Annotated in this window: 24 protein-coding genes; 16 read left to right on the forward strand and 8 right to left on the reverse strand. The window is 71.2% G+C overall.

The annotated features are described in order from the left end of the window. Positions 1-91 precede the first annotated feature (91 nt). Positions 92-1420, forward strand: coding sequence for a glycosyltransferase (locus CRO12_RS17040; protein ID WP_245858594.1), 1329 nt, complete (start codon positions 92-94; stop codon positions 1418-1420). On the opposite strand, the gene CRO12_RS17045 is transcribed toward CRO12_RS17040, so the two are convergent. The 5 genes from CRO12_RS17045 to CRO12_RS17065 all read right to left on the reverse strand — a co-directional run bounded on the left by CRO12_RS17045 (position 1392) and on the right by CRO12_RS17065 (position 6954). After that, the gene (locus tag CRO12_RS17045; RefSeq protein WP_097065208.1) at positions 1392-2129 is read right to left on the reverse strand and encodes a fatty acid desaturase; all 738 of its coding nucleotides are present in this window, start codon (positions 2127-2129) and stop codon (positions 1392-1394) included. The genes CRO12_RS17040 and CRO12_RS17045 overlap by 29 nt on opposite strands. Continuing rightward, positions 2126-2575: a sterol desaturase family protein gene (locus CRO12_RS17050; protein WP_342747254.1), complete on the reverse strand. Its 450-nt coding sequence runs from the start codon at positions 2573-2575 to the stop codon at positions 2126-2128. The genes CRO12_RS17045 and CRO12_RS17050 overlap by 4 nt, the downstream gene beginning before the upstream one ends. Positions 2576-2692: 117 nt before the next feature. After that, positions 2693-3739: a sodium:calcium antiporter gene (locus CRO12_RS17055; protein ID WP_097065210.1), complete on the reverse strand. Its 1047-nt coding sequence runs from the start codon at positions 3737-3739 to the stop codon at positions 2693-2695. 51 nt (positions 3740-3790) lie between these two features. Next, positions 3791-6286 (reverse strand): ABC transporter permease, encoded by a 2496-nt coding sequence (locus CRO12_RS17060; protein WP_218838922.1) that lies wholly within the window; start codon positions 6284-6286, stop codon positions 3791-3793. Then, complete coding sequence (locus CRO12_RS17065) at positions 6283-6954, reverse strand: ABC transporter ATP-binding protein (RefSeq protein WP_097065211.1); 672 nt, start codon at positions 6952-6954, stop codon at positions 6283-6285. Before CRO12_RS17065 ends, CRO12_RS17060 begins: the two co-directional genes overlap by 4 nt. Here CRO12_RS17065 and CRO12_RS17070 point away from each other — a divergent pair. After that, complete coding sequence (locus CRO12_RS17070; RefSeq protein ID WP_245858595.1) at positions 6932-7702, forward strand: arylesterase; 771 nt, start codon at positions 6932-6934, stop codon at positions 7700-7702. The two genes, CRO12_RS17065 and CRO12_RS17070, sit on opposite strands and share 23 nt — an antisense overlap. Positions 7703-7723: 21 nt before the next feature. Here the strand turns inward: CRO12_RS17070 and CRO12_RS17075 are convergent, their stop codons facing one another. Next, complete coding sequence (locus CRO12_RS17075) at positions 7724-8434, reverse strand: ZIP family metal transporter (protein ID WP_097065212.1); 711 nt, start codon at positions 8432-8434, stop codon at positions 7724-7726. A 221-nt stretch (positions 8435-8655) separates the two neighbouring features. On the opposite strand from CRO12_RS17075, the gene CRO12_RS17080 reads away from it, so the two are divergent. After that, complete coding sequence (locus CRO12_RS17080; protein ID WP_097065213.1) at positions 8656-10473, forward strand: DUF885 domain-containing protein; 1818 nt, start codon at positions 8656-8658, stop codon at positions 10471-10473. Positions 10474-10489: 16 nt separating this feature from the next. Here the strand turns inward: CRO12_RS17080 and CRO12_RS17085 are convergent, their stop codons facing one another. Then, a complete protein-coding gene (locus tag CRO12_RS17085; protein ID WP_097065214.1) occupies positions 10490-11230 on the reverse strand; it encodes a class I SAM-dependent methyltransferase in 741 nt (246 codons plus the stop codon). Positions 11231-11304: 74 nt separating this feature from the next. On the opposite strand from CRO12_RS17085, the gene uvrC reads away from it, so the two are divergent. The 7 genes from uvrC to leuB all read left to right on the forward strand — a co-directional run bounded on the left by uvrC (position 11305) and on the right by leuB (position 19159). Continuing rightward, positions 11305-13221: an excinuclease ABC subunit UvrC gene (gene uvrC / locus CRO12_RS17090; protein WP_097065215.1), complete on the forward strand. Its 1917-nt coding sequence runs from the start codon at positions 11305-11307 to the stop codon at positions 13219-13221. A gap of 459 nt (positions 13222-13680) precedes the next feature. After that, complete coding sequence (locus tag CRO12_RS17095; RefSeq protein ID WP_097065216.1) at positions 13681-14712, forward strand: AHH domain-containing protein; 1032 nt, start codon at positions 13681-13683, stop codon at positions 14710-14712. Beyond that, positions 14713-15390, forward strand: a complete 678-nt coding sequence (locus tag CRO12_RS17100) for an imm11 family protein (protein ID WP_097065217.1) — start codon at positions 14713-14715, stop codon at positions 15388-15390. A gap of 45 nt (positions 15391-15435) precedes the next feature. Then, positions 15436-16386 carry a polysaccharide deacetylase family protein gene (locus CRO12_RS17105; RefSeq protein WP_097065218.1) on the forward strand — a complete coding sequence of 317 codons (951 nt, stop codon included), beginning with the start codon at positions 15436-15438 and terminating at the stop codon, positions 16384-16386. Continuing rightward, a complete protein-coding gene (locus tag CRO12_RS17110) occupies positions 16383-17282 on the forward strand; it encodes a GNAT family N-acetyltransferase (protein ID WP_097065219.1) in 900 nt (299 codons plus the stop codon). The genes CRO12_RS17105 and CRO12_RS17110 overlap by 4 nt, the downstream gene beginning before the upstream one ends. Before the next feature lie 46 nt (positions 17283-17328). Further along, positions 17329-18060 carry a DNA repair protein RecO gene (gene recO / locus CRO12_RS17115; protein ID WP_097065220.1) on the forward strand — a complete coding sequence of 244 codons (732 nt, stop codon included), beginning with the start codon at positions 17329-17331 and terminating at the stop codon, positions 18058-18060. Positions 18061-18115: 55 nt separating this feature from the next. After that, positions 18116-19159, forward strand: coding sequence for a 3-isopropylmalate dehydrogenase (gene leuB / locus CRO12_RS17120; protein WP_097065221.1), 1044 nt, complete (start codon positions 18116-18118; stop codon positions 19157-19159). 2 nt (positions 19160-19161) lie between these two features. Here leuB and CRO12_RS17125 read toward each other — a convergent pair whose 3' ends face one another. Then, positions 19162-20481 carry a phospholipid carrier-dependent glycosyltransferase gene (locus tag CRO12_RS17125; protein WP_245858596.1) on the reverse strand — a complete coding sequence of 440 codons (1320 nt, stop codon included), beginning with the start codon at positions 20479-20481 and terminating at the stop codon, positions 19162-19164. Here CRO12_RS17125 and CRO12_RS17130 point away from each other — a divergent pair. The 6 genes from CRO12_RS17130 to CRO12_RS17155 are packed head-to-tail and all read left to right on the forward strand — an operon-like array spanning position 20450 to position 24477. Beyond that, on the forward strand, positions 20450-21658 hold the full coding sequence (locus CRO12_RS17130; protein WP_097065223.1) for a trans-sulfuration enzyme family protein: 1209 nt from the start codon (positions 20450-20452) through the stop codon (positions 21656-21658). The genes CRO12_RS17125 and CRO12_RS17130 overlap by 32 nt on opposite strands. Continuing rightward, the gene (gene apaG, locus CRO12_RS17135) at positions 21658-22056 is read left to right on the forward strand and encodes a Co2+/Mg2+ efflux protein ApaG (protein ID WP_097065224.1); all 399 of its coding nucleotides are present in this window, start codon (positions 21658-21660) and stop codon (positions 22054-22056) included. The genes CRO12_RS17130 and apaG overlap by 1 nt, the downstream gene beginning before the upstream one ends. Further along, entirely contained in the window at positions 22053-22841 is a 789-nt protein-coding gene (locus CRO12_RS17140; protein ID WP_097065225.1) for a LysR family transcriptional regulator, read from the forward strand. Before apaG ends, CRO12_RS17140 begins: the two co-directional genes overlap by 4 nt. After that, on the forward strand, positions 22838-23374 hold the full coding sequence (locus tag CRO12_RS17145; protein ID WP_097065226.1) for a GNAT family N-acetyltransferase: 537 nt from the start codon (positions 22838-22840) through the stop codon (positions 23372-23374). Before CRO12_RS17140 ends, CRO12_RS17145 begins: the two co-directional genes overlap by 4 nt. Further along, the gene (locus tag CRO12_RS17150; protein WP_144033630.1) at positions 23371-23628 is read left to right on the forward strand and encodes a hypothetical protein; all 258 of its coding nucleotides are present in this window, start codon (positions 23371-23373) and stop codon (positions 23626-23628) included. The genes CRO12_RS17145 and CRO12_RS17150 overlap by 4 nt, the downstream gene beginning before the upstream one ends. 3 nt (positions 23629-23631) lie before the next feature. Beyond that, complete coding sequence (locus CRO12_RS17155; protein WP_097065228.1) at positions 23632-24477, forward strand: TIGR00266 family protein; 846 nt, start codon at positions 23632-23634, stop codon at positions 24475-24477. The last annotated feature ends 141 nt before the right edge of the window (positions 24478-24618 follow it).

The following is a 24618-nucleotide window of genomic DNA, read 5'->3' on the forward strand; positions in this document are numbered from 1 at the left end:
GAATGGCGACACCGCAAAGCCGCTAGCCTCGCGCTCTGCCTAACCGTCGAACCTGATCTCGATCATCTCACCCGCGATATCGCCCTAAAGCATGATAGGCGCCGTTGTTAAAGCCTTGCGCGCCGCGTTCCGCCAGCGTCATGCTGCCACCGAGATGTGCGATCCCGGCGCTCCTTCCCATGGTCTGCCGAGCGCTGGGCATCTCGCCGTCATCACCTCTCCTGTGCCGGGCCACCTGAACCCGCTGCAGGTGCTGGGGCGCGAGCTGTCCGCGCGGGGCTGGCGAGTCTCGGTCGTGCACATGGCGTCCGCCCGCCGGTTCGTGACGGATCCGGCCTTGGAGTTCGTCAGCCTTCCCGGCGCCGCAGCCGATGACCGGTTCGACGGCTACCTCAGCCTGCTGGCGCGGCCGGGCGGCCTTCTTGGGCTCAATCGCATGATCCGCGCAACAGCGACGATGACGGAACGCCTGCTCGACGAGGCGCCGGGCGTGCTGGAGCGGATCGGCGCCACGGCCGTGCTGGCGGACGCAGTCGAGCCGGCCGGTCCGCTGATCGCGCAGCGGCTTGGCCTGCCCTTTGCCGTCGCGACGACCGGGCTGCCGCTCCTGACCGAAGCGGACGTGCCGCCTCCCTTTCTCGGCTGGCCCTACCGCGGGGACCAATTGGGGCGGTTCCGCAACAGCGGTGGGTACGTGGTCACGAACATCCTCATGAGACCGATCACGCGCACGATTGCGGCGCGGCGGCGGGCATGGGGCCTCGCCGACGACGGCGCGCCGTGCGTGCAGGTCGCGCAGTGCCCGCAGGCGCTGGACTTCCCGCGCCGCGCCCTGCCGGCGACGTTTCGCTACGGCGCTCCGTGGCGATCGGACGAGGTGGAGGCGCCCGAGCTGCCGGACGACGGCGTGCCGCTGATCTACTGCTCGCTCGGCACGCTGCAGGGCGCGCGTCCCGCCCTATTCGCGACCATGGCGACGGCCTGCGCCATGATCGGGGCAAGAGCGGTGATCGGCCACGGTGGCGGCCTGTCGCCGGCGGAGGAGGCAGCCCTGCCCGGTAATCCGCTGGTCCGCGCCTTTTGGCCGCAGGCGGCGGTGCTTCGGCGCTGCTCGGCCGCCGTGCTGCATGGCGGCTTCAACTCGGTCCTGGATGCGCTGGCGGCCGGCGTCCCGATCGTGGCGCTTCCGATCGCCTTCGAACAGCCCGCCACTGCCGCCCGGGTGGCGCGTGTCGGCGCAGGACGCATGCTGTCGCCGCACCGGCTGAGCGCGGCCGCACTCGCTGACACCTTGCGAGCAGTGATCGAGCGTCCGGGCTACGCGCAGGCCGCGCGCGGGCTCGCCGCCGAGATCGCGCACGGCGGTGGCGCAGCCGATGCGGCAGCCGCCATCACTGCCGCGCTAGCGACTCCCGCCTGACCGCCGGCAGCCGCCACCAGGGCGTGCCGGGGCTCAGGTGATGTTCGTGATGATAGGCGCCAAAGTGAAAGCAGGTCACCAGCGACAGCAGCGGGGGCAGCGTGCTGCTGCGGGCATTGTGCGCGTCGGCGAAGGGTTGATCATCGTGCCGGTGAGGCAGGTAGGTGCCGAAGAAGAACAACTGGGAGAGCGCGAGGAGCGCCGGAACGGCCCAGAACACGACGATGTTGAGCAGCGTCGCCCCGAGCAGCAGATAGACAATCGCCGCGACCGTTATGCGGGCGATCTGCCCGTGCGTGTAATAGTTGCGGACGAACGACGCGAACCACGGGAGGGCGCGGCGGGGTGCAGCGGCGTGGAAATCGGGATCATCTCCGGTGCCCGGCGCGGCATGATGCGCGTGATGCTTGGGCAGTAGCGCGCCGTAGGACAGGCCGGCGTAGATGCCGAGGCACAGCGTCCCCACGATCCGGTTCAGCCGTGGCCGACCCGGCGCCAGTGACCCGTGCATACAGTCGTGCGCAATGATGAACAGCCCGGTGCTGAGCCATGCCTGCACGGCGACGACGATCGGAACCAGGAGCAGCGTGGAGGGGCTCCACCGCCAGAAGAAGATGGCGCCGACGTGGATGGCGATCCACGCGCCGATGATAGCCACCGCCAGCATCAGCCCCGACCGTACCGTCGCCGTGCGCGGACCCCGGCTCATGCGTCGGCGCGTTCGGCCAGGCGTCGCTTCAGTCGGACGGGATCGGGCGCGAACAGAAAGCCGAAGCTGACACCGCCATCCTTGGTCTTCACGGCATGGTGAAGCCGGTGCGCCTGGTGCAGCCGCTTGAAATAGCCGCGCCGCGGCACCCAGCGCATGCCAAAGCGCTGATGCACCAGCATGTCGTGCACGAAGGCATAGATCGCGCCGTAGACGGTGATGCCGAGCGCCGCCCACCAGACCGGCTCCCAGATGGTGCCAACGGCGAACAGCGCGACCACGATGACGGCGAAGGTCACCGCGTAGAGATCGTTGCGCTCGAAAGCGCCCTCGTGCGGCTCGTGGTGGGAGCGGTGCCAGCCCCAGCCCCAGCCGTGCATGACGTATTTGTGCGTTGCCCAGGCAAACACCTCCATGAACAGCACCATGGCGACGACGATCAGCAACTTCTCGAACCAGCTCAATGGATTACCTCGGCACTCGCGTGCGGCCATCGGTGTGGGCCGTGCACCCGCCTGATATAGCACCGAAGCGGGCTCGGCGCATCCCGTCGTGCGCATCTGTCACAGTTGGATCAGGGTAGCCGCGCCCGCGATGAAGACCAGGATGACAAGCACCGAATCGATGCCCATCCGCAGCACGGTGCGGTCCCGATGCTCGAGCAGGCCGACCATGAAGATGCCGATCAGCGTCGCGCCGAGCAGGGCGGAGAGCTGTTCGAAGCGGCCGAGCGTCGCGATGATCGGCGCGCCGCGGTAGACGGCATCGCCGAGCGGCAGCAGCGCGAAGCTGACGAAATTGGTGCCGAGCACCTGACCAAACGCCATCTCGGGGCGGTTGATGCGCAAGGCGGCGATGATGGTGCCGAGTTCAGGCAGTGCCGTCGCGGGGCCCATCAGCGCGAAGCCGACGGCCGCGCTGGTCAGGCCGAGCTGGCGGGCGAGCCCGTCGCCGAGGCGCGACAGCACGAACCCGGTCGCGAAGATGAGGACGCCGCAGCCCGCCACCTCCAGCCACAGTCGGGGCAGGCTCCGCTCGGTCACGGGCGCGGTCGGCTGAGTATCGGGGCGCTTGTCGCCGTCCTCGTCGACAGTCCACGGCGAGCGGCGGTCGTGGGTCGCCGACATCCAGAAGCACAAGGTGCAGATCAGGCTGATCAGGGCGCAGGCGACCCCGATCCCGATCCCGGGGATGGCAACGTCGCCGATCGTCACGGTGGCGGCGATCAGCACCAGCACGATCATGGCGGTCGCCGCCATCATCATGGTGGAGGGCTGCGCAACAATCCCGGTCACCGCCGATCGCCCGACGAAACCGTCGACGATCGCGAGAAGAAGCACGTTGATCGCGGCCGCACCGAGCAGGTTGTTGACCGCGAGCGCGGGCCGGCCGAGCGACGATGCGCTGATCAGCGTCGCGACTTCCGGCAGGGCGGTGATCCCGCCGAGCAGCAGCATGCCGAGGAACGCGCGGTCGAGCCCGGTCCGCGCCGCAACCGAGTCTAGGCGAACGGTCAACCGCGATCCGGTGAGCCAGATCACCCCGCCGGCCGCCGCGAACAAGGTCACGCTCAGCCACAGCGGCAGCGTCGCAGGATCGGGGAGCGGCACAGCGGCGCCAACGAGGGCGGTCGCCGGCGGTTCCGGCGCCGCGTCGCCCCCTCAGAGCTCCCGAAGCGCGGCGGCGGGGCGGACGCGCAGGATCGGCAGGCTGCCCGCGAGGCCGACCAGGATGGTAAGCCCGGCCCCGACGAGCAGCGTGACGGCGACGCTGCGCCAGTCGGGCAGCCAGTCGAACCCGAACAATTGCGTGACGACGTACCAGCCGCCCCCGCTGCCGAGCGCAAGCGCAACCGTCGCCATCACTGCGGCGAGCAGCGCGTATTCGATCGCCTGGAGCGACAGGACCTGCGCGCGGGTCGCGCCGAGCACTTTCAGCACGGTCGCGTCGTAGGTGCGGGCGCTCCGGGCGGCGGCGATGGCGCCGATCAGCACCGCGATCCCGGCGAGCACCGCCACGCTCGCAGCGGCGGCGATGGCGGTTGCCATCTGCTGCACCACCGTCTGGACTTGCTGAAGCACGCCGCCGACCTCCACCACCGAGGTCGAGGGGAAGGCCGGCAGCAGCGCGCGGGTGACCGCCCCCGCGCGCGCCGTGGGGATGTCGATCGTCGCGGCGAGATTGTGTGGCACGTCGGCGAGCGCGCCGGGCGAGAACACCAGCACGAAGTTGAAGCCGAGCGAGTCCCAGGCGATCCGCCGGAACGACGCCACCGTCGCGGTTCGCTCCAGACCGAGGATCGAGACGGTGATCGGGTCGCCGATCCTGAGGTCGAGCGCGCGGGCGAGGCGCTCGTCGACCGAAACCAGCGACCGCGATGCGTCGGCCGCGCTCCACCAGCGGCCCGCGGTGATGTCGCTGCCGGCGGGCAAAGCCGCGGCGAACGTCAGCCCGCGCTCGCCACGCAGCGCCCACGCGCCCTCCGGGATCGTCGCGAGATCGGCGACGCGAGTCGTGCGATAACCGGTGATGGTGCCGCGCATCAGCGGAACCGTGGCGATCCTGGCGCCGGGCGACACCCGTTCCACGGTCCGGCGGAAGACCGCCTCACGCGCGGGCGGCACGTCGAGCGCGAACAATGCCGGCGCGCGATCGGGGACGCTGCGGCGGATGTTGCCGTCCAGGCTGGTGCGGATCGTCGCCAGCAGCACGAACAGGGTCAGGCCGAGCCCGAGCGCCACCACCAGCGCGACCGTGCGGGCGCCGGGGCGGTGGAGCGCGGCGAGCGCGAGGCGGGCGAGCGGCCGGCGCGGGCGCGGCAGGCGCGCGGCGAGCGTCTTGATCCCGCTGCCGATCGCCAGCAGGAGCAGCAGGGTCGCCGCCGCCGCCGCGAGGAACCCCGCGGCGAACAGCGGCTGCTCGCTGGAAACCAGCGCCAGCGCCACCACCAGCGCCCCTGCGACTGCCATCAGCCCCCAGGCGATCCGCGGCGTGCGGACGCGCGGGTCGAGTGCGCCGCGCAGCAGCGCGGCAGCCGGCACCCGGCCAGCCGCGACCAGCGCCGGCGCGCAGAAGGCGAGCGCGATCAGCAGGCCGTAAGCGGCGGCGAGCAGCAGCGGCAGCGGTTGGAGCGTCAGGCCAGGCGAAACCGGCAGCACCGCACCCGCGGCCACCCCGATGAGCGGCACCGCCACGATCCCCGCAACCAGCCCGAGCGCGATCCCGACCGCGGCAACCGCCAGCACCTGGAGCAGGTAGATGCGGGTGACGAGGCCGGCGGTAGCGCCCAGCACCTTGAACATCGCGATGTTGGTGCGGCGGGCCTCCAGGTACGAGGTCACGCCGTTGCCGACCCCAATGCCGGCGATCACCAGCGCGGCGAGCCCGACCAGCGACAGGAACTCGCCCATCCGCTCGATGAAGCGGCTGGCGCCCGGCGACGCCCGGTCGCGGGTCCGCGTCTCCCAGCCCGCGCTCTCGTAGCGGCGGCTCCAGCCGCGAATTACCTGCTCCGGGTCGGCGGCGGTTGCGACGCGGTACTTGGTCTCGTACAGGCTGCCAGGCTGAATCAGCCCGGTCCGCGCAAGGCCGCCGGTCGTGACCAGAACGACCGGCCCGAGGCTGAAGCCTTCGCTCAGCCGGTCGGGCTCGTCGCCGATCATGCCGGCGACCAGGAAGCGCGCGGTGCCAAAGCGGACCGTGTCGCCGACCCGCAGGCCGAGCCGCTCGACCAGCCCGGGGCCGACCAGCGCCTGGTCATCGCGGATCAGTCGCACCGCGTGCCCATCGGCGCGCGTCAGCCGGCCGTAGAGGGGGTAGGCGGCATCGACTCCCTTCAGCTCGACGGAGGCGGTGCGGCCGGCGGGAGTGACCGCCATCGACTGCATCCGGACCGTTTCGGACACGCGGCCGAGCGCGCGCAACGCCGCGCGCTCGCCCGCGTCCGCCGCCCGCTGCGACACCGACAGCTCGACATCGCCGCCGAGCAGCACCCGCCCGCGGGCGGCCAACTCACCGTCGATTGCCGCCGCCAGGCTGCCGATCGCGGCCAGCGCACCGACGCCCAGGAACAGGCAGACGAGCAGTAGCCGCAGCCCGCGAAAGCGCGCCGAAAGCTCCCGCCGCGCGAGCCGCCAGGCCAGGCTCCAGCCGCTCACAGCAGCCGACCGTCGGCGAGCTCCAGCGTTCGGTCGCAGCGCCCGGCGAGCCCCGGATCATGGGTGATGATGACTAGGCTCGCGCCGCTCGCGCGCTGACGGTCGAACAGCAGGTCGATGATGCGGGCACCGGTCGCGCCGTCCAGGTTGCCAGTCGGTTCGTCGGCAAAGACGATGGCGGGGCGGGGGGCAAGCGCGCGGGCGATCGCCACGCGCTGCTGCTCGCCGCCCGAGAGCTGCGTCGGGTAATGGTCGAGGCGATGGGCGAGGCCGACCGCCTCCAGCTCCGCGATTGCCCGCGCGGCCGCGTCGGCCATGCCCGCGAGTTCCATCGGTACGGCGACATTCTCCCGCGCGGTCATGGTCGGAAGGAGGTGAAAGGCCTGCAGCACGATGCCGATCCGCCCCCGTCGCGCGACCGCCAGCGCATCCTCGTCGAGCGCGCCGAAGTCGAGCCCAGCGACGGTCACCTGTCCCCCGGTCGCGCGCTCCAGCCCGGAGAGCACCGCCATCAGCGAGGACTTGCCGGAACCCGACGCGCCGAGCAGCGCCACGCTTTCTCCGGCGGAAACGTCCAGGTCGATGCCGCGCAGGATCTCGACCGGCTCGACCCCGCCGAGCGTCAGCCTTACATCGCGCGCGACAATGACGGCGGAGGACGAGTTCATGACGGGCGAGCGGGCGGGCGGGCGGGCGACATGGCGCTCCTATGCGGCACGGGCCCTGCCGATCCAAGCGGCATTGCTGCTCGCGGCGTGCGGCGGTACGGCAGAGGCGCCGGTCGCGAACGAGAGCACCGCCGCTCCCGGCGCGCGACAAAGCGCAGCGGCGTCGAACGTGCCCGTGACGGGGCCGAAACGCACGGTGCTGGCGCTCGGCGACAGCCTCTACGCCGGCTACGGCCTGCGCATCGGGGAGAGCCTGCCGGAGGCGATCGAGCGGCGGCTGCGCGCGGGCGGGATTGACGCAACGCTGGTAAACGCCGGCGTGTCGGGCGATACATCGGCGGGTGGCCGCGCACGGCTCGCCTACACGCTCGACCGGATGGGCAGGTCGCCCGACCTGGTGCTGCTCGGGCTCGGCGGCAACGACGTGCTGCGCCAGATCGATCCGGCACAGACCCGTGCCAACCTCGACGCGATGCTGGACGAGCTGGAGCGGCGACGGATTCCCGTGGTGCTGACGGGGATGCTCGCACCACCCAATTTGGGGCCGGACTTTGCCGCGCGGTTCAACGCCATCTTCCCCGAACTCGCGCGCGAGCACGACGCGGTGCTCGATCCGTTCATCCTTCAGGGCGTGCTCGGGAATCGCCGGCTGATGCTGCCGGACGGCATTCACCCGAACGCGACGGGGGTGGAACGGATCGCCGACCGGGTCGCGCCGCTGCTCGCGACCCGGCTGCGGGTTCTGTGACCGGCACGCCGCCCGTGTCGATCAGTCGGCGACCGCGGTGATCGCCAGCATCAGCGCGAAACCGCCCAGCACCTGAAGCGTGGTGCGCAGCCGGCCGTCCCGCGCCAGGCTGCGCGGCACCAGCTCGACCGCTCCGATGTAGAGAAAGATGCCGGCGAACGTCGCCATGACCGGTGCGAGCGCGGCGGCGGGCAGCGCGACGACCAGCCCGGTGACGACGCCCAGCAGCGGCGCCGCGCCGTTGATCGCCAGCCAGCGCAGCGCGGTTTCTCGCCGGCTCGTCTCAAGCGCCAGGCTGACGGTGTTCAGCCCGTCGGCGAGGTCGTGGGTCAGCACCGCCAGCGCGACAAGCCAGCCGACATCGGGCGCGATCTGGAAGGCAATGCCCATGATCAGCCCGTCGAGAAAGCTGTGCAGCGTCAGACTGGCGGGGCCGAGATGCCCGCGCCAGGCGCTCGGGCCCTCAAGGCTCGCGAGGGTTCGGCTGAGCAGCAGGTAGCCGGCGAGACCGCCGGCCGCGAAGACCATGATCGCGCGCGGCGGATAGGCCAGGGCGCCGATCGCGATCGCCTCCGGCAGCAGATCGAAGAAGGCAACGCCGAGCACCACACCCGCCGAGATCGCGAGCAGCGCGGCGTCGCGCGCCGCCTGACGCAGCGCCAGCACGCCGCCGAGCAGCGTCGCGCCGCTCGCGGCGAGGCCGAACAGGACGGGGACGAGCCAGTCGTTCACCGCAGGCCAGCCCTCCTTCTTTCCTGGTTCGATGTTCCGAGGCGCCGGCGGGTGGGCCGCGCGCCGGCGCTAGTGACACCTCCCGCGCGCCGGGGCAACCGCCGCGATACAGTGTCACGTCACGTCGGCGCGTGCTTGCGCGGCCCCGCGGAGCCGCTACGCTCGCCGTCACGACCGGCCCGGCAGGGATCGGGTTCCACCCTGTTCGATGAGGTTGTGCAGTGAAGCGTCGTACTGTTCTTGCCGGTGGTGGCGCGCTCGTCGCCACCTCGATCATCCCCGGCGGCGGCGCTTGGGCGCAGCAGCCCGCCGGAGCGGGTGACGCCGCCTTCCGTGCGCTGCTCGACAAGATCTTCTATGACCGGCTTGCCGACGCGCCTGAGAGCGTGACCCAGCTCGGGCTGGACACGGGGGCGCGGGTGGCGGCGCGCGGCGCGCTCGCCGACGTGTCCGCCGCCGGGATCGCGCGTCGCCAGGCGCGGACCCGGGCCGAGCGCGCGCTGCTGGCGGGGGTCAACCGGGCAGCGCTCAGCCCGCGCGCGCAGATCGACTACGACGTCGTCGTCTATCAGCTCGACGGCGCGGTCCGCGGGGCCGAGCGGTTCCGCTACGGGTCGGGCGGCGGCCGCTACGCACCTTATGTGCTCAGCCAGCTGAGCGGCGCGTACCGTGACGTGCCGGACTTCCTTGATACCCAGCACCGCGTGCGCGACGCGGTCGATGCCGACGCCTATCTGTCGCGGCTCCGCGGCTTCGCCAAGCAGGTCAACGACGAGACGGACCGCCAGCGGGCAGATGCGGCCAAGGGCGTGTTCGCGCCCGACTACATCCTCGACACGACGCTGAAGCAGCTCGCCGCGGTGCGTGACGTGCCGGCTGCCGCGAGCGGGCCGGTGGCGTCGCTCGCGGCCAAGCTGAAGGCCGCGAACCTGCCCGACGCGCGGGTCGCGGAGGCGAGCGCGATCATGGCTGGTGAGGTCTATCCCGCGCTTGACCGACAGCGCGCGCTGGTGACCGAGCTGCGGGCGAAGGCGACCCACGACGCCGGCTGCTGGCGGTTGCCCGACGGCGACGCCTACTACGCCGCCGCCGCGGAGGCGGCGACCACCGTCCGGCTGAGCGGCGACGAGATCCACCGGCTGGGCGTGGTGCAGGTCGCGGAGATCAGCAGTCGGATCGACGGTATCCTGCGCGCGCAGGGCATGACGCAGGGGACAGTCGGCGCCCGGCTGGTGGCGCTCAACCAGCGCCCCGACCAGCTCTTCGCGAACACCGACGCCGGCCGCGCCGAGTTGCTCGCCGCGCTCAACGGCCAGGTGAAGGCGATGTACGCGCGCTTGCCCGAACAGTTCGGGACGCTGCCGAAGGCGCCGGTCGAGGTACGCCGGGTGCCGCCGGCGATCCAGGCGGGGTCGCCTGGCGGTTACTATCAGGCGGCGTCGGTCGACGGTTCGCGGCCGGGCATCTACTTCATCAACCTGCGAGACACGTTCGACCGGCCGAAGTTCGGGCTCGCCACGCTCAGCTATCACGAGGCGGTGCCGGGCCACCATCTGCAGGTGATGACCGCGCTGGAGAGCGGCGACATCCCGCTGATCCGCCGCCGCGGCGGGTTCAGCGGCTATTCGGAGGGTTGGGCGCTCTACACCGAGCAGTTGGCGGACGAGATGGGGGTGTACGAGGGCGATCCGCTCGGGCAGGTCGGCTACCTCCAGTCGCTGCTGTTCCGCGCCACCCGACTGGTGGTAGACTCAGGCATGCACGCGAAACGCTGGAGCCGGGAGAAGGCGACCGACTACCTCATCGCCACCACCGGCATCGCGCGCGGGCGCAGCCAGGGGGAGATCGACCGCTACACCGTGTGGCCGGGGCAGGCGTGCAGCTACAAGATCGGCCACACCAAGTGGGTCGAACTGCGTGACGCCGCAAAGGCGAAGGCGGGCAGCCGCTGGGAGCCAAAGGCGTTCCACGACGTGCTGCGGCTGGGGGCCATGCCGCTCGCGGTGCTGGAGCGGGTGGTGAAGGAGCGGATGGCGTAGTAGCGATCCGGCCGGGTCAGCCCGGCTTGCGAAACTTGTAGACGAACTGGTCGGCCTTGCCGCGGATGCTGGGATCGAAGACGATCTTCGTCTTCGGATCGGCCGGGTTGGCCCACATTCGGGTCTCGCCCGCAAAGGTGAAGCCCGCCGACTCGATCTCCGCGCGCACCGCCGCGCCCTCGGCGCGGTGCAGGCTGTCCGCGGCGGTGAAGCCGGCGCCCGCGGCGCTCGCATTGTCGGCGACGATCAGCACGCCGCCGGGCTTGAGCGCCGCGAACAGCTTGCCCGCGACATATTCGCCGGTGTTGGCCGGTGCCATCTTCAGGTGGAGGTCGTGCCAGTTCTGCACGGTGACGATCGCGTCGAGCGGCTCGGGAAAGGTGAGCTCGGCGATGCCGGCGCGCAGCGCGACGACGTTGCCGCGGCCCTTCACCGCCGCCTCCTGCTCGGTGCCGTAGGCGGCGCGGAAGGCGATGAACTCGGCGGGCTGGTAGGCGTAGACCTTCCCGGCCGGGCCGACGACGCCCGACAGGAGCCGCGTCCAGTAGCCGCCGCCCATGATATAGTCGGCGACCTTCATTCCCGGCGTGATCCCGGCGAAGGCGAGGAAGTCGGCCGGTTTGCGCGCCGCGTCACGCGCGGTGTCGGCGGGCGGGCGGGTCGCGTCGGCCAGGGCCGCCGCCACCTGCGGTGACGCCGCCTGCGCAGCGAGCGCGGCCGGTGCGGTCAGCAAAGCGATGGCGATCAATGGCTTCACGGCGACTCTCCCCGGACGACGCGGCGATGCTACGCGAGATTGCCCTGGACTCAATCGGTTCCTAGATCGCTTCGGTGATCGACCGGACTTCGCCCAACAGGTTCAACGAGGAAGCGGCCACCTATACGGTGCGCGGCTCCGACACGCCCGACCTGGCGGCGGGCGAGGCGGCGATCCGCAACGTCGTACGAACGCTGCCGCTGAAGCCGGGCGTGTACCGGATGCAGGACGCCAAAGGCGACGTGCTCTACGTCGGGAAGGCGCGCGCGCTGAAGAGTCGGGTCAGCAACTACACCCAGGTCGCACGGCTCTCGAAACGGCTCCAGCGGATGGTCGCGCAGACGCGCTCGATGACGATCGTCACGACCAACAACGAGGCGGAGGCGCTGCTGCTGGAGGCGCAGCTGATCAAGCGCTACCGCCCGCCGTACAACGTGCTGCTGCGCGATGATAAGAGCTTCCCGTTCATCCTGCTGCGCGCCGACCACGACTTCCCGCGCATCCAGAAGCACCGCGGCGCCAGGCGGGCGAAGGGCGACTATTACGGCCCGTTCGCGAGCGCGGGGTCGGTCAACAACACGCTCAACGCGCTTCAGAAGCTGTTCCTGCTTCGCTCCTGCACCGACGGCTTCTTCAAGACGCGCGATCGCCCGTGCCTGCTTTACCAGATCAAGCGCTGCTCGGCGCCGTGCGTCGGGCGGATCGACAAGGACGGCTACAGCGACCTGCTGGCCGACGCGCGCAAGTTCCTGGCGGGTAAGGCGACCGACGTTCAGGCCAAGCTGGGCGCTCAGATGCAGGCGGCGGCCGAGAACATGGACTTCGAGCTGGCCGCGGTGCTGCGCGACCGGCTGAAGGCGCTCACCTTCATCCAGGGCAGCCAGTTCATCAACGCCGAGGGCGTGGGCGACGCCGACATCTTCGCGCTGGCGAGCCACGAAGGCGTGATGGGCATCCAGGCGTTCTTCATTCGCGGCGGGCAGAATTGGGGGCACCGCAGCTTCTTCCCCGCGCACACCGGCGAGGTGCCGGAGGAAGAGGTGCTGCTGCAATTCCTGGCGCAGTTCTACGAGGAAGTTCCGCCGCCGCGCTCGATCCTGGTCGACCGCGAGCTGCCGGAGGCGGAGCTGCTGGGCGAGGCGCTGGGCGAGCGGGCCGGGCACAAGGTGGCGCTGTCGGTGCCGCAGCGGGGCACGCGCAAGCGGCTGATGGAGCAGGCCTGCCGCAACGCCAAGGAGGCCCTGGAGCGGCGGCTGGCGGAGTCGACCACCCAGGCGCGGCTCAACCGCGAGCTGGCCGAGCTGTTCGAGCTGGCCGAGCCGCCGCAGCGGATCGAGGTCTACGACAACAGCCACATCCAGGGCACCAACGCCCTGGGCGCGATGGTGGTCGCGGGGCCGGAGGGGTTCCGCAAGGGCCAGTACCGCAAGTGGAACATCAAGCAGGCGGCGACCGACGACGACTATGCGATGATGCGCGAGGTGCTCGGCCGCCGCTTTGCCCGCGCGCTGGACGAGAACCCCGACCGCGACGGCGACAGCTGGCCCGACCTGGTGCTGCTCGACGGCGGGCGCGGGCAGCTCAACGCCGCGAAGGCGGTGCTGGAGGATCTCGGCATCGAGGACGTGTGCTTGGTGGGCGTGGCGAAGGGCCCGCATCACGGGCGCGAGGGGCGGGAGGTGTTCCACCTGCTGGACGGGCGCGAGCTGACGCTGCCGGTCAACTCGCCACTGCTGTTCTACCTCCAGCGCCTGCGCGACGAGGTCCACCGCTTCGCGATCGGCGCGCACCGCGACAAGCGCGCTAAGGCGATCGGCGCGAGCCCGCTGGACGAGGTGCCCGGCATCGGTCCGGCGCGCAAGAAGGCGCTGCTGATGCACTTCGGCACCGCGCGGGCGGTGCGGAATGCGAGCCTGGCCGACCTGCAGAAGGCGCCGGGGGTGAGTGCGGGCGTGGCGCAGCAGGTGTATGATTTCTACCATGCGCGCTGAGGGGCGGGGCGAAAGGTTAGGCTAAGGTTAGTCCAAGGAAGAGTGCGCCTGGAGGCGAAGTTGCGGGAACTTCGGTGCTCGCGCGATTTCGCCCGGGCCCTGGCGAAAGTCGCACGTCGTTCGCATGCGCGCGCGGGAGCGCGTCGCGGGGTGCTGGGTGCCGACGATGGGAAAGAGCCGAGTTGGGTGGAGCCTGACAGATCGGGTGCGTGTAGGAAAGGTTCGGTGACGGCCGCAGCCCCTCGGGCCGCCAACGGGGCGGCGCCCCGAACGACGACGCGGCTTTGCCGCGGCGCGAGGCCTGCCGCTGATCGCACCTCACGCAAGCGCGGCCCGCTGGCATAACACCGACCGAAGACGCGGCGCTTCCTCGTCCGTCGCTCCTCCTCAGCGTAACGCCTAGAGTGCTGCCGGAGGGAATCAGCAATACGCCTTTACGAAACAGGCTGGAGCAGTCACGTGTCGCTGAGCATCGCAACGCTGTCGCGATCGTCGTCCCTGGGCGGATCGTCCGCGAACAACGATCTCATCCCGTATGACCTCTCGATACCGCAGGGCGCCGCGCTCAGCCCGATTGCGCAGGGCAACACCCTTCGCGGTTTTGAGCAGTTCGGGGCTGACGCGCTTGGCGGGCGCGTGCAGCTGGCCCAGGCCGGCGCCGCGACACTGCCCCTTGGCGGTGGCGGTGTAGCCATCCCGCGAGGCTCGGTGCGGCTGCCGGGCGGACCGATCGCCACTGCCGCGCAGGTGATGGAGATGCTGCGCGGCCTGGCGGAGTTCCGCCAGATCGAAGGAGTGATCGACCGCTTCAAGCTCGACCGCAACAACGCAGCCGACCTGCTTGGTGCACGCGCCTTCGTCTGGGCGACATACAAGATGCCGCTGCTCAGCGACATGCCGTTCTCCGGCGCGGCCAATGGGCGGGGGGCGCAGGCGGTCATGGCCTATGAGCGTGCCCATCCGGGCGCGACGCTGCGGGCCGATCGCGGGGATGTCGCCGCCCAGCGCGCGCTGATCGCGGTGGCGAACGACGCGGTCGCCAACCCCAACGTCGTGGAACGGCGATCGGCGGTCAGCCCGGCGCTCAGCACCCACTCGACCAACGCCCGCGCGCTGGTCGCGGCGGGTACCCGCATGCAGAACTGGCAGGCACATCACCTGATCCCGTTCGCCGAGATCGCGAACCTGCCGCCCGCCGTGCAGATCGCCATCGCCCGCTCGGGCTGGAAGCTTGATTCGGCGGAGAACCTCATGGCGTTGCCGGCCGATCGTGCCACCTATGTGTCGCCGCCGAACAGCGGCCTGCGCCCCATTCACAACAGCGCGCACCCTGCCTACAGTGCCGACGTCGCCGCCCGGCTGGGCCACCTGCGCGCGAATGGAGCGACCATGACCGATGCCCAGATCAGGCTGTCGTTGAGCGGGATCGAACGGGCGATGACGGCGTCGCTGCTCAACCCCGCGGGCGGCTACCATCCGACGGTACGCTGAGTGACCTTCACGGGCTGGGTCTGGGGAACCGACGCCGCGACGCTGGACGCGCTGCTGTCGGCCTTCGCGGCCGAGCCGCCGCAGATCGGCTTCGCCAACGACGAGGTCCTGACCCCGTTCCAGTGGCGGCGGTCCGACGCGTTCGCGGCGGTGGAGGACGGCACAGTCGAGCTGGAGCCGACGCCTCCGATCGAGCTCTTGCTTAGCCGCCCCGGCCTTGCCCCCGACTATTTCCTGTGGAGCGGATACAGCTTCGCGTCCGCGGCGCTGCGCGAGGTCCTGGCGTTGCCGCCGGAGGTGGTCCGGTACCTGCCGGTCGACGCCCGCCATTCTACCCCCGACGTCATCGCGCAGGATTACCGCAACATGACGCCGGTCCAGGTACGTCCGCTGATCGACCTGCGGCAAACGGCGCATGAGCGGGTGCCCATGCAGCGGCGCGACGGGTCGATCGGGGAGGGCGTGCTGCTGACGCCGGAGCGTCGCCAATACTGGCGGGACGACTTCGCGGCCGACGTCCCGCTGTTCCGCGCCGCGCATAGCCAGGCGATTATCGCCGGAGACGCGCTGGCCGAGCGCGTCCTGGCCGCCGGGATGACGGGCGTCGCGTTCCAGGATGTCACCAGCGACCGCGCGCAGCGGGAACTTGTGCTGAAGAAGGCTGCTGCGACCGGCTGACGCCGTTTCCGCAATCTTCACCCCTCGCGCGCTACCCGGGCGCGCATGACGCCCGTCTTCCTCACCATCGATACCGAGCTGATGTGGCGGCACCATGCCGCGGGGTACGCGCCGGCGGAGATCGCGCGCCGGTCGCTGGAGCCGGCGGGGGTGGGGGTGACGTGGCAGCTGCGCCAGCTCGCCGCGCACGGGCTGAAGGCGACGTTCTTCGTCGATCCGATGCCGGCCGCCGTCTACGGCGCGGGCGTGATCGCGCCCGTTGTCGAGGCGATCCTGGCGGCGGGGCAGGAGGTGCAGCTCCACCTCCATCCGAACTGGCAGGGCGCGGACGCCGCGGACCGGACGCGGCACGGCCGCTTCGAGCTGATCGACTTCGGGCGTGACGAGCAGGGGGACCTGCTGACGGAGGCGCGCGACCTGCTGATGGCGGCGGGAGCGCCGGCGCCGGTCGCGTTCCGCGCGGGCAGCTACGCCGCGAACGACGACACGCTGGACGCACTGGCGACGCTCGGCTTCGCCTGTGACAGCAGCCACAACGGCGCGGAGCACCCGTGGCCGAGCGCGATCGGGCTGCCGGTGCGGCAGATCGCGCCGGTCACTTACCGCGGGGTGGTCGAGGTGCCGGTCACCACGATCGAGGATCGCGCGGGGCGGCTGCGCCACTTCCAGCTCTGTGCGCTGTCGGCGGGGGAGATGCGCGCGGCGCTCGACCATGCGGCGGCGGAGGCACACGCGGCGGTGACGATCGTCAGCCACGGCTTCGAACTGGCGACCCGCGCCGGCACCGCGCCGAATGCGGTGCATGTCCGGCGTTTCGCCGCACTGTGCCGGATGCTCGCCGAGCGCGCGGCGGTGCTGCCGACCACGCACTTCGCCGATCGCCCGGCGCTGAGACTCGGGCAGGACGACCGGCCGCTCGGCCCGAGCGTGGTCCGCACCGGGCTGCGCCAGGCCGAGCAGCTGTGGTCCAACCTGGTCGCGGAGCGTGCGGCGTGAGCACCGCCCTGACGCTGCCGCTGCGCTTCCGGGTCGGGGCGCGGACGCTGTGGTCGGTCCGGCGGCGGCTGCACCCGGTGATCGGCTCGCTCGCCGACGCGCTCGCCGGGCGGATGCCGGCGCTGCCGCCGCTCGGGCAGGCGGACGGCTGGTCGGTCACCTCGCTCCCCGTCGATCTCGCGCCCGCGCTCGCCGCCGCGCAGCCGGGCCTGCTGGTGCATGAGCGGCAGCGCTACACCCGCTATTACGTCGACCTGGCGGTCGGGGCCGACGCGTGGTGGGCGGGGCTGGGCGGCAGCACGCGATCTGGGCTGAAGCGCAAGGCGAAGAAGGCCGGCGCGGTGCGCGTCGCCCGCTACCGCACCGCGGACGAGCTCGCCGCCTTCCATGCCGTCGCGCGGGAGATCGCCGCCACCACCTATCAGGAGCGGCTGCTGGACGCCGGGCTGCCCGACACGCCGGCGTTCGTCGCCGAGATGCTGGCGCTGGCCGCGGCGGACCGGGTGCGCGCGTGGACGCTCCATGTCGACGGGGTGGCGGCCGCCTATCTCTACTGCCCGGTCGTGGGCGGCGACGTGATCTACGACTACGTAGGGCACGACCCCGCGTTCGCCGAGCTGTCGGTCGGCACGCTGCTCCAGGTCGAGGCGCTCCGCGACCTGTTCGCGGAAGCGCGCCACGCCCGGTACGACTTCACCGAAGGCGAGGGGCAGCACAAGCGCACGCTGGCGACCGGCGGCGTCGCGTGCGTCGACCTCCTGCTGCTGCGACCGACTGTGGCGAACCGGGCGGCACTGGCGGCACTCGCCGGCTTCGACCGCGCGGTCGCGGGGGCCAAGCGGGTGGTGGCGCGGGCCGGGCTCGAGGCCTGGGCGAAGCGGCTGCGGCGGGGCTGATCCCCGTCACTTTCGCGAAGGGAGCAGCAGGCCTACCTTTCTCCACATGCACGTCCGCACCTCCGCCATCGTCCTGTCCGTGCGTGCGCACGGCGAGCATGGTGCGATCGTGCGCGCGCTGACCCCGGACGATGGCGTGCAGCCGGGCTACGTGCCCGGCGGGCACGGGCGGCGGTTGCGGCCGGTGCTCCAGCCGGCCAACATCGTGCTCGGCGAGTGGCGGTCGCGGACCGCGGAGGCGTTGCCGGCGCTCACGGTGGAGCTGATCCACAGCCGCGCGCCGCTCTACGGCGAGCCGCTGGCGGCAGCGGCGCTCGACTGGACGACGGCGCTGACCGCCGCGGCGCTCCCGGACGCGCAGCCCTATCCGCAGCTATTTCAGGGCCTGTCCGGCGTGCTCGACGCGATCGAGGCGGCGCCGGGCGCGCGCGGCTGGGCAGGGGCGGTGGTGCGTTACGAGCTGCTGCTGCTCGCCGAGCTCGGCTTCGGGCTCGACATGGCGCGGTGCGTGGTGACGGGAACGAGCGACGACCTCACCCACGTCAGCCCGAGGAGCGGCGCGGCGGTCAGTCGTGCGGCTGCAACGGGTTACGAGGCGAAGCTGCTGCCGCTCCCGAGCTTCCTTACCGCCGGTGGCACGCCCGATCCGGCCGCGATCATCGATGGCTTGCGCCTCACCGGCCACTTCCTCGCGCGCGACCTGCTGCACGGGCGCGCTGCCGATGCGCTCGCGGCCCGCGCGCGGCTGGTCGAGCGGCTCGCGCGGGCGCTGGGGTAGACGCGGGGCCGCGCGATCCTCTACCCGACCCGTGATCGTTGAACGGGGAACCACCATGCCGCTAATCGCCCTGCTGCCCGGCGACGGGATCGGACCGGAGGTCGTGGAGGAGGCGCGGCGCGTGCTGGCGGCGCTGGACCTCGGTCTGACCTTTGAGGAGGGCCTGGTCGGCGGCGCGGCCTATGCGGCGGAGGGACACCCGCTGCCGCCCGCGACGCTGGCGCTGGCGGAGCGGGCCGACGCGGTGCTGTTCGGCGCGGTCGGCGATCCGGCCTTCGACAATCTGGACCGCGCGCTCAGGCCCGAGCAGGCGGTGCTGGGCCTGCGCAAGCAGCTCGGGCTGTTCGCGAACCTGCGGCCCGCGCGACTGTTTCCGGGGCTGGAGGACGCATCCGCACTGCGCCCGGAGGTCGCGGGGACGATCGACCTAGTGATCGTCCGCGAGCTGACCGGCGACGTCTACTTCGGCGAGAAGGGAACGCGGACGACCAGCGCCGGGCTGCGGCAAGGGTTCGACGTCATGGCCTATGACGAGGAGGAGGTGCGCCGCATCGCCCGCGTCGGCTTTGAAACGGCGCGGGGGCGCAGCGGCCGGCTGTGCTCGGTCGACAAGGCGAACGTGCTGGAGACTTCGCAGCTGTGGCGCGACGTGGTGGTGGCCGTCGCGGCAGACTATCCGGACGTCGCGCTCACCCACATGTACGTCGACAATGCCGCGATGCAGCTGGTGCGGGCGCCCGGGCAATTCGACGTGATCGTGACCGGCAACCTGTTCGGCGACATCCTGTCCGACCAGGCGAGCATGTGCGCCGGATCGATCGGGATGCTTCCTTCCGCCGCGCTGAACGGCACGGGGAAGGGGATGTTTGAGCCGATCCACGGCTCCGCCCCCGACATCGCGGGGCAGGGTAAGGCGAATCCGTGCGCGGCGATCCTGTCGGCGGCGATGCTGCTGCGCCACTCGCTGGGACAGGACGCGGCGGCCGATCGGGTCGAGGCGGCGGTGGCGGCGGCACTGACCGGCGGCGCGCGGACCGCGGACCTGGGCGGCGCGACCACCACGCGGGAAATGGGGGAGGCGGTGCTGGCGGCGCTCTGACGCTACCGCCAGCTATCCAGCCACATCCACTGGGTGAACGCCTGATCGTTCGGCAGCGCCGCGGCCGAGAGGATCGGCAGGAAGCGGATGAACAGCGCGCCGGCGAACACCGCGAACCAGAACAGCGCGCGCGACGGCTTCGCGCCGGCGTGGAGGTGGAAGGCGGCGGGGATCGCGACGCACAGGAAGACGCCGCTCAGGTGGTAGTAATAGTAGAAGCCGAGGCTCTTCGGGATCGCCGCCCAGATCGCCAGGCTCGCCGCCCAGAGCAGCGCGAGGGCGCCCGCGACCGGCACGCGGGTGCGCCACCAGTGCCAGCCGAGCCACGCGACCGCGACGAGGCCGCCCCACATGACCAGCGGATTGCCGAGGTAGAGGATGCCGCGCACCGCGCCATCGACGGGTTCGTACAGGTACCAGATCGGGCGGATCGCGAAGGGCCAGCTGAGCCAGCCCGACTGGTACGGATGCGCCTGGAGGACCTGTGTCTGCAGCTTGTACATGTCCCACTGCAGCGGCAGCAGCTTGGCCAGCGTGAGCGGATCTTCGCGCAGGAAGAAATAGGGCAGGAAAGTCGCGAAGTAGCCGGCGAGGCTGACGACGCCGAGTAGCGCGAGCGCCTTCCCGATCGTGAGTCCTGCCCACAGGTCGGAGCGGCGCACTCGCAGCGCGACGAAGCCGATCGCGGCGAAGGCAACATAGGGCGCGGCGGTCCACTTGACCGCGGTGGCAAGGCCCAGCAGCAGGCTGCCGAGCACCCAGCGCGGCGTGACCCGCTTGGGCGGGCTGCGCATCGCCCATAGTAGCGCCGCGATCCCGCCGACCACGAACGCGCCGAGGAATGGCTCCAGCATTGCGATCCGCGCGTGGACGTAGACGGTGAAGTTGAGTGTGGCGAGAAGCGCGCCGTAGCTCGCCGTCCTGACCGACCCGAGCAGCAGCAGCAGGATCGCGAAGACGCCGAGCACGGTTGCCGTTCCTGCGAGCGTCGCGGCCGCGCGCCAGCCGAGCGGCGTATCGCCGAACACGGCGATGCTGCCGGCGATCAATTCCTTGCCGAGCGGCGGGTGCTCCGGGTTGGCGGGCCGCTCCAGCGCCAGCAGCGTGCGCGCGGCGGGAACGTAATGGACCTCATCAAAGACCGGCTTGGTCGGCCGTGCGAGGTTCACGCTGAACAGCAACTGCGCGAGCACGCCGATCAGCAGGGCGGCATAGGCGGAGCGATCGAGCAGGGCGCGCATGGGCGCGGAGAGTTGCGTCAGGCGGAGCGGTCCGGCAAGGCATATCGCCATGAAGCGGCGCACCGGGCAGGACAGAAGCATCACGGCGAGCTGGCGGCCCGCGACCTTGGCGGTCCGCGGCGGCACCGCGCGCAGCGAGTGGGGCGAGACCAGCGAGGCGATGTTCGTCACCTCGGGCTATGCCTACGACTGCGCCGCCGACGCCGCGGCGCGGTTCGCGGGCGAGCAGGCGGGGATGACCTACTCGCGGCTCCAGAACCCCACGGTCGAGATGCTGGAGGAGCGGATCGCCCTGCTGGAGGGGGCAGAGGCGTGCCGTTCGATGGCGACCGGCATGGCGGCGATGACCGCGGCGCTGCTCTGCCAGCTCCAGACCGGCGACCATGTCGTCGCGGGCCGCGCGGCGTTCGGATCGTGCCGGTGGCTGACCGACACGCTGCTGCCCAAGTTCGGGATCGAGACGACGATCATCGACGCGCGCGACCCGCAGGCGTTCGCCGACGCGACAAAGGCGAACACCAAGCTCTACTTCTTCGAGACCCCGGCCAATCCGACGATGGACGTCGTGGACCTGCGTGCGGTGTGCGGGATCGCGCGGGAGCGCGGCGTGCTGACCGTGGTCGATAACGCGTTCGCGACCCCCGCGCTGCAGCGGCCGATGGAGTTCGGGGCCGACATCGTGGCTTACTCCGCGACCAAGATGATGGACGGGCAGGGGCGCGTGCTCGCCGGTGCGGTGTGCGGAACGGCCGCGTTCATCAACGACGTGCTGCTGCCGTTCACCCGCAACACCGGGCCGACGCTCAGCCCCTTCAACGCCTGGGTGGTGCTGAAGGGGCTGGAGACGCTCGACCTGCGCATCCGCCGGCAGAGCGAGAATGCGCTGGCGGTCGGGCGCTTCCTGGAGGGACGGGTCGCGCGGATCAATCATCCCGGACTGCCGAGCCATCCGCAGCACGATCTGGCGATGAGCCAGATGGCGATGACCGGCCCGATCTTCTCGCTGGAGGTGGACGGCGGTCGCGCGCAGGCCCACGCGCTGCTCGACGCGCTGCGGCTGATCGACATCAGCAACAATATCGGGGACTCGCGCTCGCTGATGACTCACCCGGCCTCCACCACCCACTCGGGCGTTGCGGAGGAGAAGCGGATCGAGATGGGGGTGAGCGAAGGTCTGCTGCGCCTCAATGTCGGGCTGGAGGATCCTGCCGACCTGATCGACGACCTGGATCAGGCGCTGAGTTCGATCGGACTATGATGGACGCGCTGTTTCCGCATCGGGCCGAGACCGACGGCATCGTCGTGCGGGTCGCGGTCAGCTACCTGCCCGAGCAGTCGGAGCCGGGGCGCGGGCGGTGGTTCTGGTCCTACCACATTCGCCTGGAGAACACGGGTGACCAGGCGGTGCAGCTGCTCACCCGCCACTGGATCATCACGGACGGTCGCGGTGCGCGCCACACGGTGGAGGGCGAGGGTGTGGTCGGCGAGCAGCCGATCCTCGAGCCGGGCGGCAGCTACGACTACGTCTCCGGCTGTCCGCTCACGACGCCGACAGGCTCGATGCAGGGCAGCTACCGGATGATCGGCGCGGACGGTGTGCGCTTCGACGCCGCGATCCCGAAGTTCGCGCTGCTGGCACCGGCGGTGGGCGCGTGAAGCGAACCCACCTTCCCCTGAACGGCCTGCGCGTGCTCGACGCCGCGGCGCGCCATCTGTCGTTCACGCGGGCGGCCGATGAGTTGGCGGTGACACCCGCCGCGGTCGGCCAGCAGATCCGCGCGCTGGAGGAAACGCTCGGCACCGTGCTGTTCCGGCGCACCACGCGCGGGCTGGAGCTGACGCCTGAGGGCGAGGCGGGGCTCGTCGCGCTGCGTGGCGGGTTTCTACAGTTCGAGGAGGCGGTCCGCGCGATGCAGGCGGGGCAGTCGTCCAAGGCGCTGACGATCGCCGCACCGCGCGACCTGACCGCCAAGTGGCTGATGCCGAAGCTGTCCGCGATCGCCGCGGCCGACCCGGAGCTGCGCTTCGCGATCGTGGGCGACGAGGAGGTCGACTTCACCGAAGCAAACCTCGACCTCGCGATCCGCTGGGGCACGGGGCCGGGCGAGCACGAGGGCGAGGCGCTGGAGGCCGACGGCATGGTGACCGTCGCCGCACCCGGCGGGAGCGCCGACACGCCGATCGCGTGGGTCGGGTGCCTGAGCGAGGATGCCGGCGCGCTGGTCCGGGTCGCCGACGCGGGGCTGGCGGTCGAGGCGGCGGCGGCGGGGCTGGGGCGCGCGTGCGTGCCCGAGCTGATCGCCCGCGCCGACTTGGCGGCGGGTCGCGTCGCGATGCTGGGGGAGCCGCGCGCCTCCGATCGTGGCTACTGGCTGGTCGCGCCGCTGCCGCAGTGGCGGCAGAAGAAGGTCAAGGCGCTGGTCGACGCGCTGGTCGCATGACCGCGGCGGCGCTGCCCGATACGTTCGAGAGCGCGCGGCTGCGGATGCGGTTGCAGGAGGTGAGCGACGCCGAGGCCTTGCATGAGGCGTACGGCGACGCCGCGCTGATGACCTGGTGGTCGAGCGCGCCGCATCCGTCCGTGGAGCGCACCCGCGACTATCTGACCCGCTCGCCCGACGAGGCGCCGTTCCGCGGCTGGGTGATGATCGAGGCGGCGTCCGGCGCGGTGATCGGGACGCTCGCCGCCTACGACAAGCGCCCGGGCGTGACGGAGATCGGCTATCTGCTGATCCGCCGCTTCTGGGGTCATGGCTACGCGCGGGAGGGTGTCGAGCGGCTCGTCGCGCTGATCTTCGCGGCCGGCGCGCGCAAGGTGATCGCCGACACCGATCCCGACAACGCCGCCTCCAATGCGCTGCTCGAGCGGCTGGGCTTCACCTGCGAGGCGCGGCTGCGCGCCGAGTGGGAGACGCATATCGGCGTGCGCGACAGCCTGATGTGGGGCCTGCTGCGCGACGAGTGGCGCGGGTGAGCGAGCGGCCGTCGGTCGACGATCTGCCGCCGGACGTCGGCGCCGCCATGCAGCACGCGTTCGGGCCGGTGCGCCTCGCGCTGCCGCTCGCGCTCGCGGGCGTGCTCGCCGCGATCGCGCGGGCGACCTTCCTGCCCGCCCTGCCGCGCGAAGTGGCGCTGATATTGATCGCGCTCGCGCTCGGCGTCATGCTGATCGGGACGGTGCGCCGGATCCGACTGGGCTGGCAGCACGTACGACGGATGAGGAAGTAAGCGATGCAAGGACAGAGTCCCTGGGCGACCGAGCGCCACCATCACCGTCAGAGCGGCCTGTCCGACGACATCGACTACGAGATCAAGGGTCAGGAGCTGCAGTTCGTCGAGATCGAGCTCGATCCGGGCGAGAGTGCGGTCGCGGAGGCCGGGTCGCTGGTGTGGAAGGACGCCAGCATCGAGATGACGACCGTGTTCGGCGACGGATCGGGCGACCAGGGCGGCGGGTTCATGGGCAAGCTGCTCGGCGCGGGCAAACGGCTGGTAACGGGCGAGTCGCTGTTCACCACCGTGTTCACGCATCACGGCCGCGGCAAGGCGCGGGTCGCCTTCGCTTCCCCTACGCCAGGCGCGATCATCCCGCTCAAGCTCGACAGCGTGGGCGGCACGCTGATCTGCCAGAAGGACAGCTTCCTGTGCGCGGCCAAGGGCGTGCAGATCGGCGTGCACTTCCAGCAGAAGATCATGACCGGGCTGTTCGGGGGCGAGGGCTTCATCATGCAGCGGCTGTCGGGCGACGGCTGGGTGTTCGTGCAGATGGGCGGGGCGATCGTCGAGCGGGAGCTGGCGGCGGGGCAGGAGCTCCACGTCGATACCGGCTGCCTTGCGGCCTACACGCCGTCGGTCGACTTCGACCTGGTCCGCGCCGGTGGCGTGAAGAGCATGATCTTCGGCGGCGAGGGCGCCTTCTTCGCGCGGCTGACCGGGCCGGGGAAGGTCTGGGTTCAGTCGCTGCCGTTCTCGCGTCTGGCCGGGCGGATGCTGGCCGCGGCGGGCAGCCGCGGCGGCGCGAACCGGGGCGAGGGCAGCGCGCTCGGCAGCTTCGGCGACCTGATCAGCGGGAATTGAAGGACGGCGGTGGCCCGACTGCGGATGTTCGGCTCTGCGAATTGGCCAACGTCCGCTTTCGCCCACTTGCGGACATTCGTCTGCGGGTTAGTTACTGTTATGCCGGTCGCCTCTCCGCCACTTACGCCAAGAACACCCGCA

This window comes from Sphingomonas guangdongensis (genome assembly GCF_900199185.1).
GTDB classification, from domain to species: domain Bacteria; phylum Pseudomonadota; class Alphaproteobacteria; order Sphingomonadales; family Sphingomonadaceae; genus Sphingomonas; species Sphingomonas guangdongensis.

Bases quoted from the DNA above. Each gene is read 5' to 3' on its own strand.
- CRO12_RS17040 (WP_245858594.1), top strand. From the start codon at position 92: ATGATAGGCGCCGTTGTTAAAGCCTTGCGCGCCGCGTTCCGCCAGCGT.
- CRO12_RS17045 (WP_097065208.1), bottom strand. From the start codon at position 2,129: ATGAGCCGGGGTCCGCGCACGGCGACGGTACGGTCGGGGCTGATGCTG.
- CRO12_RS17070 (WP_245858595.1), top strand. From the start codon at position 6,932: ATGACGGCGGAGGACGAGTTCATGACGGGCGAGCGGGCGGGCGGGCGG.
- CRO12_RS17065 (WP_097065211.1), bottom strand. From the start codon at position 6,954: ATGAACTCGTCCTCCGCCGTCATTGTCGCGCGCGATGTAAGGCTGACG.
- CRO12_RS17105 (WP_097065218.1), top strand. From the start codon at position 15,436: ATGACGCCCGTCTTCCTCACCATCGATACCGAGCTGATGTGGCGGCAC.
- recO (WP_097065220.1), top strand. From the start codon at position 17,329: ATGCACGTCCGCACCTCCGCCATCGTCCTGTCCGTGCGTGCGCACGGC.
- leuB (WP_097065221.1), top strand. From the start codon at position 18,116: ATGCCGCTAATCGCCCTGCTGCCCGGCGACGGGATCGGACCGGAGGTC.
- CRO12_RS17130 (WP_097065223.1), top strand. From the start codon at position 20,450: ATGAAGCGGCGCACCGGGCAGGACAGAAGCATCACGGCGAGCTGGCGG.
- CRO12_RS17125 (WP_245858596.1), bottom strand. From the start codon at position 20,481: ATGCTTCTGTCCTGCCCGGTGCGCCGCTTCATGGCGATATGCCTTGCC.
- apaG (WP_097065224.1), top strand. From the start codon at position 21,658: ATGGACGCGCTGTTTCCGCATCGGGCCGAGACCGACGGCATCGTCGTG.
- CRO12_RS17145 (WP_097065226.1), top strand. From the start codon at position 22,838: ATGACCGCGGCGGCGCTGCCCGATACGTTCGAGAGCGCGCGGCTGCGG.
- CRO12_RS17155 (WP_097065228.1), top strand. From the start codon at position 23,632: ATGCAAGGACAGAGTCCCTGGGCGACCGAGCGCCACCATCACCGTCAG.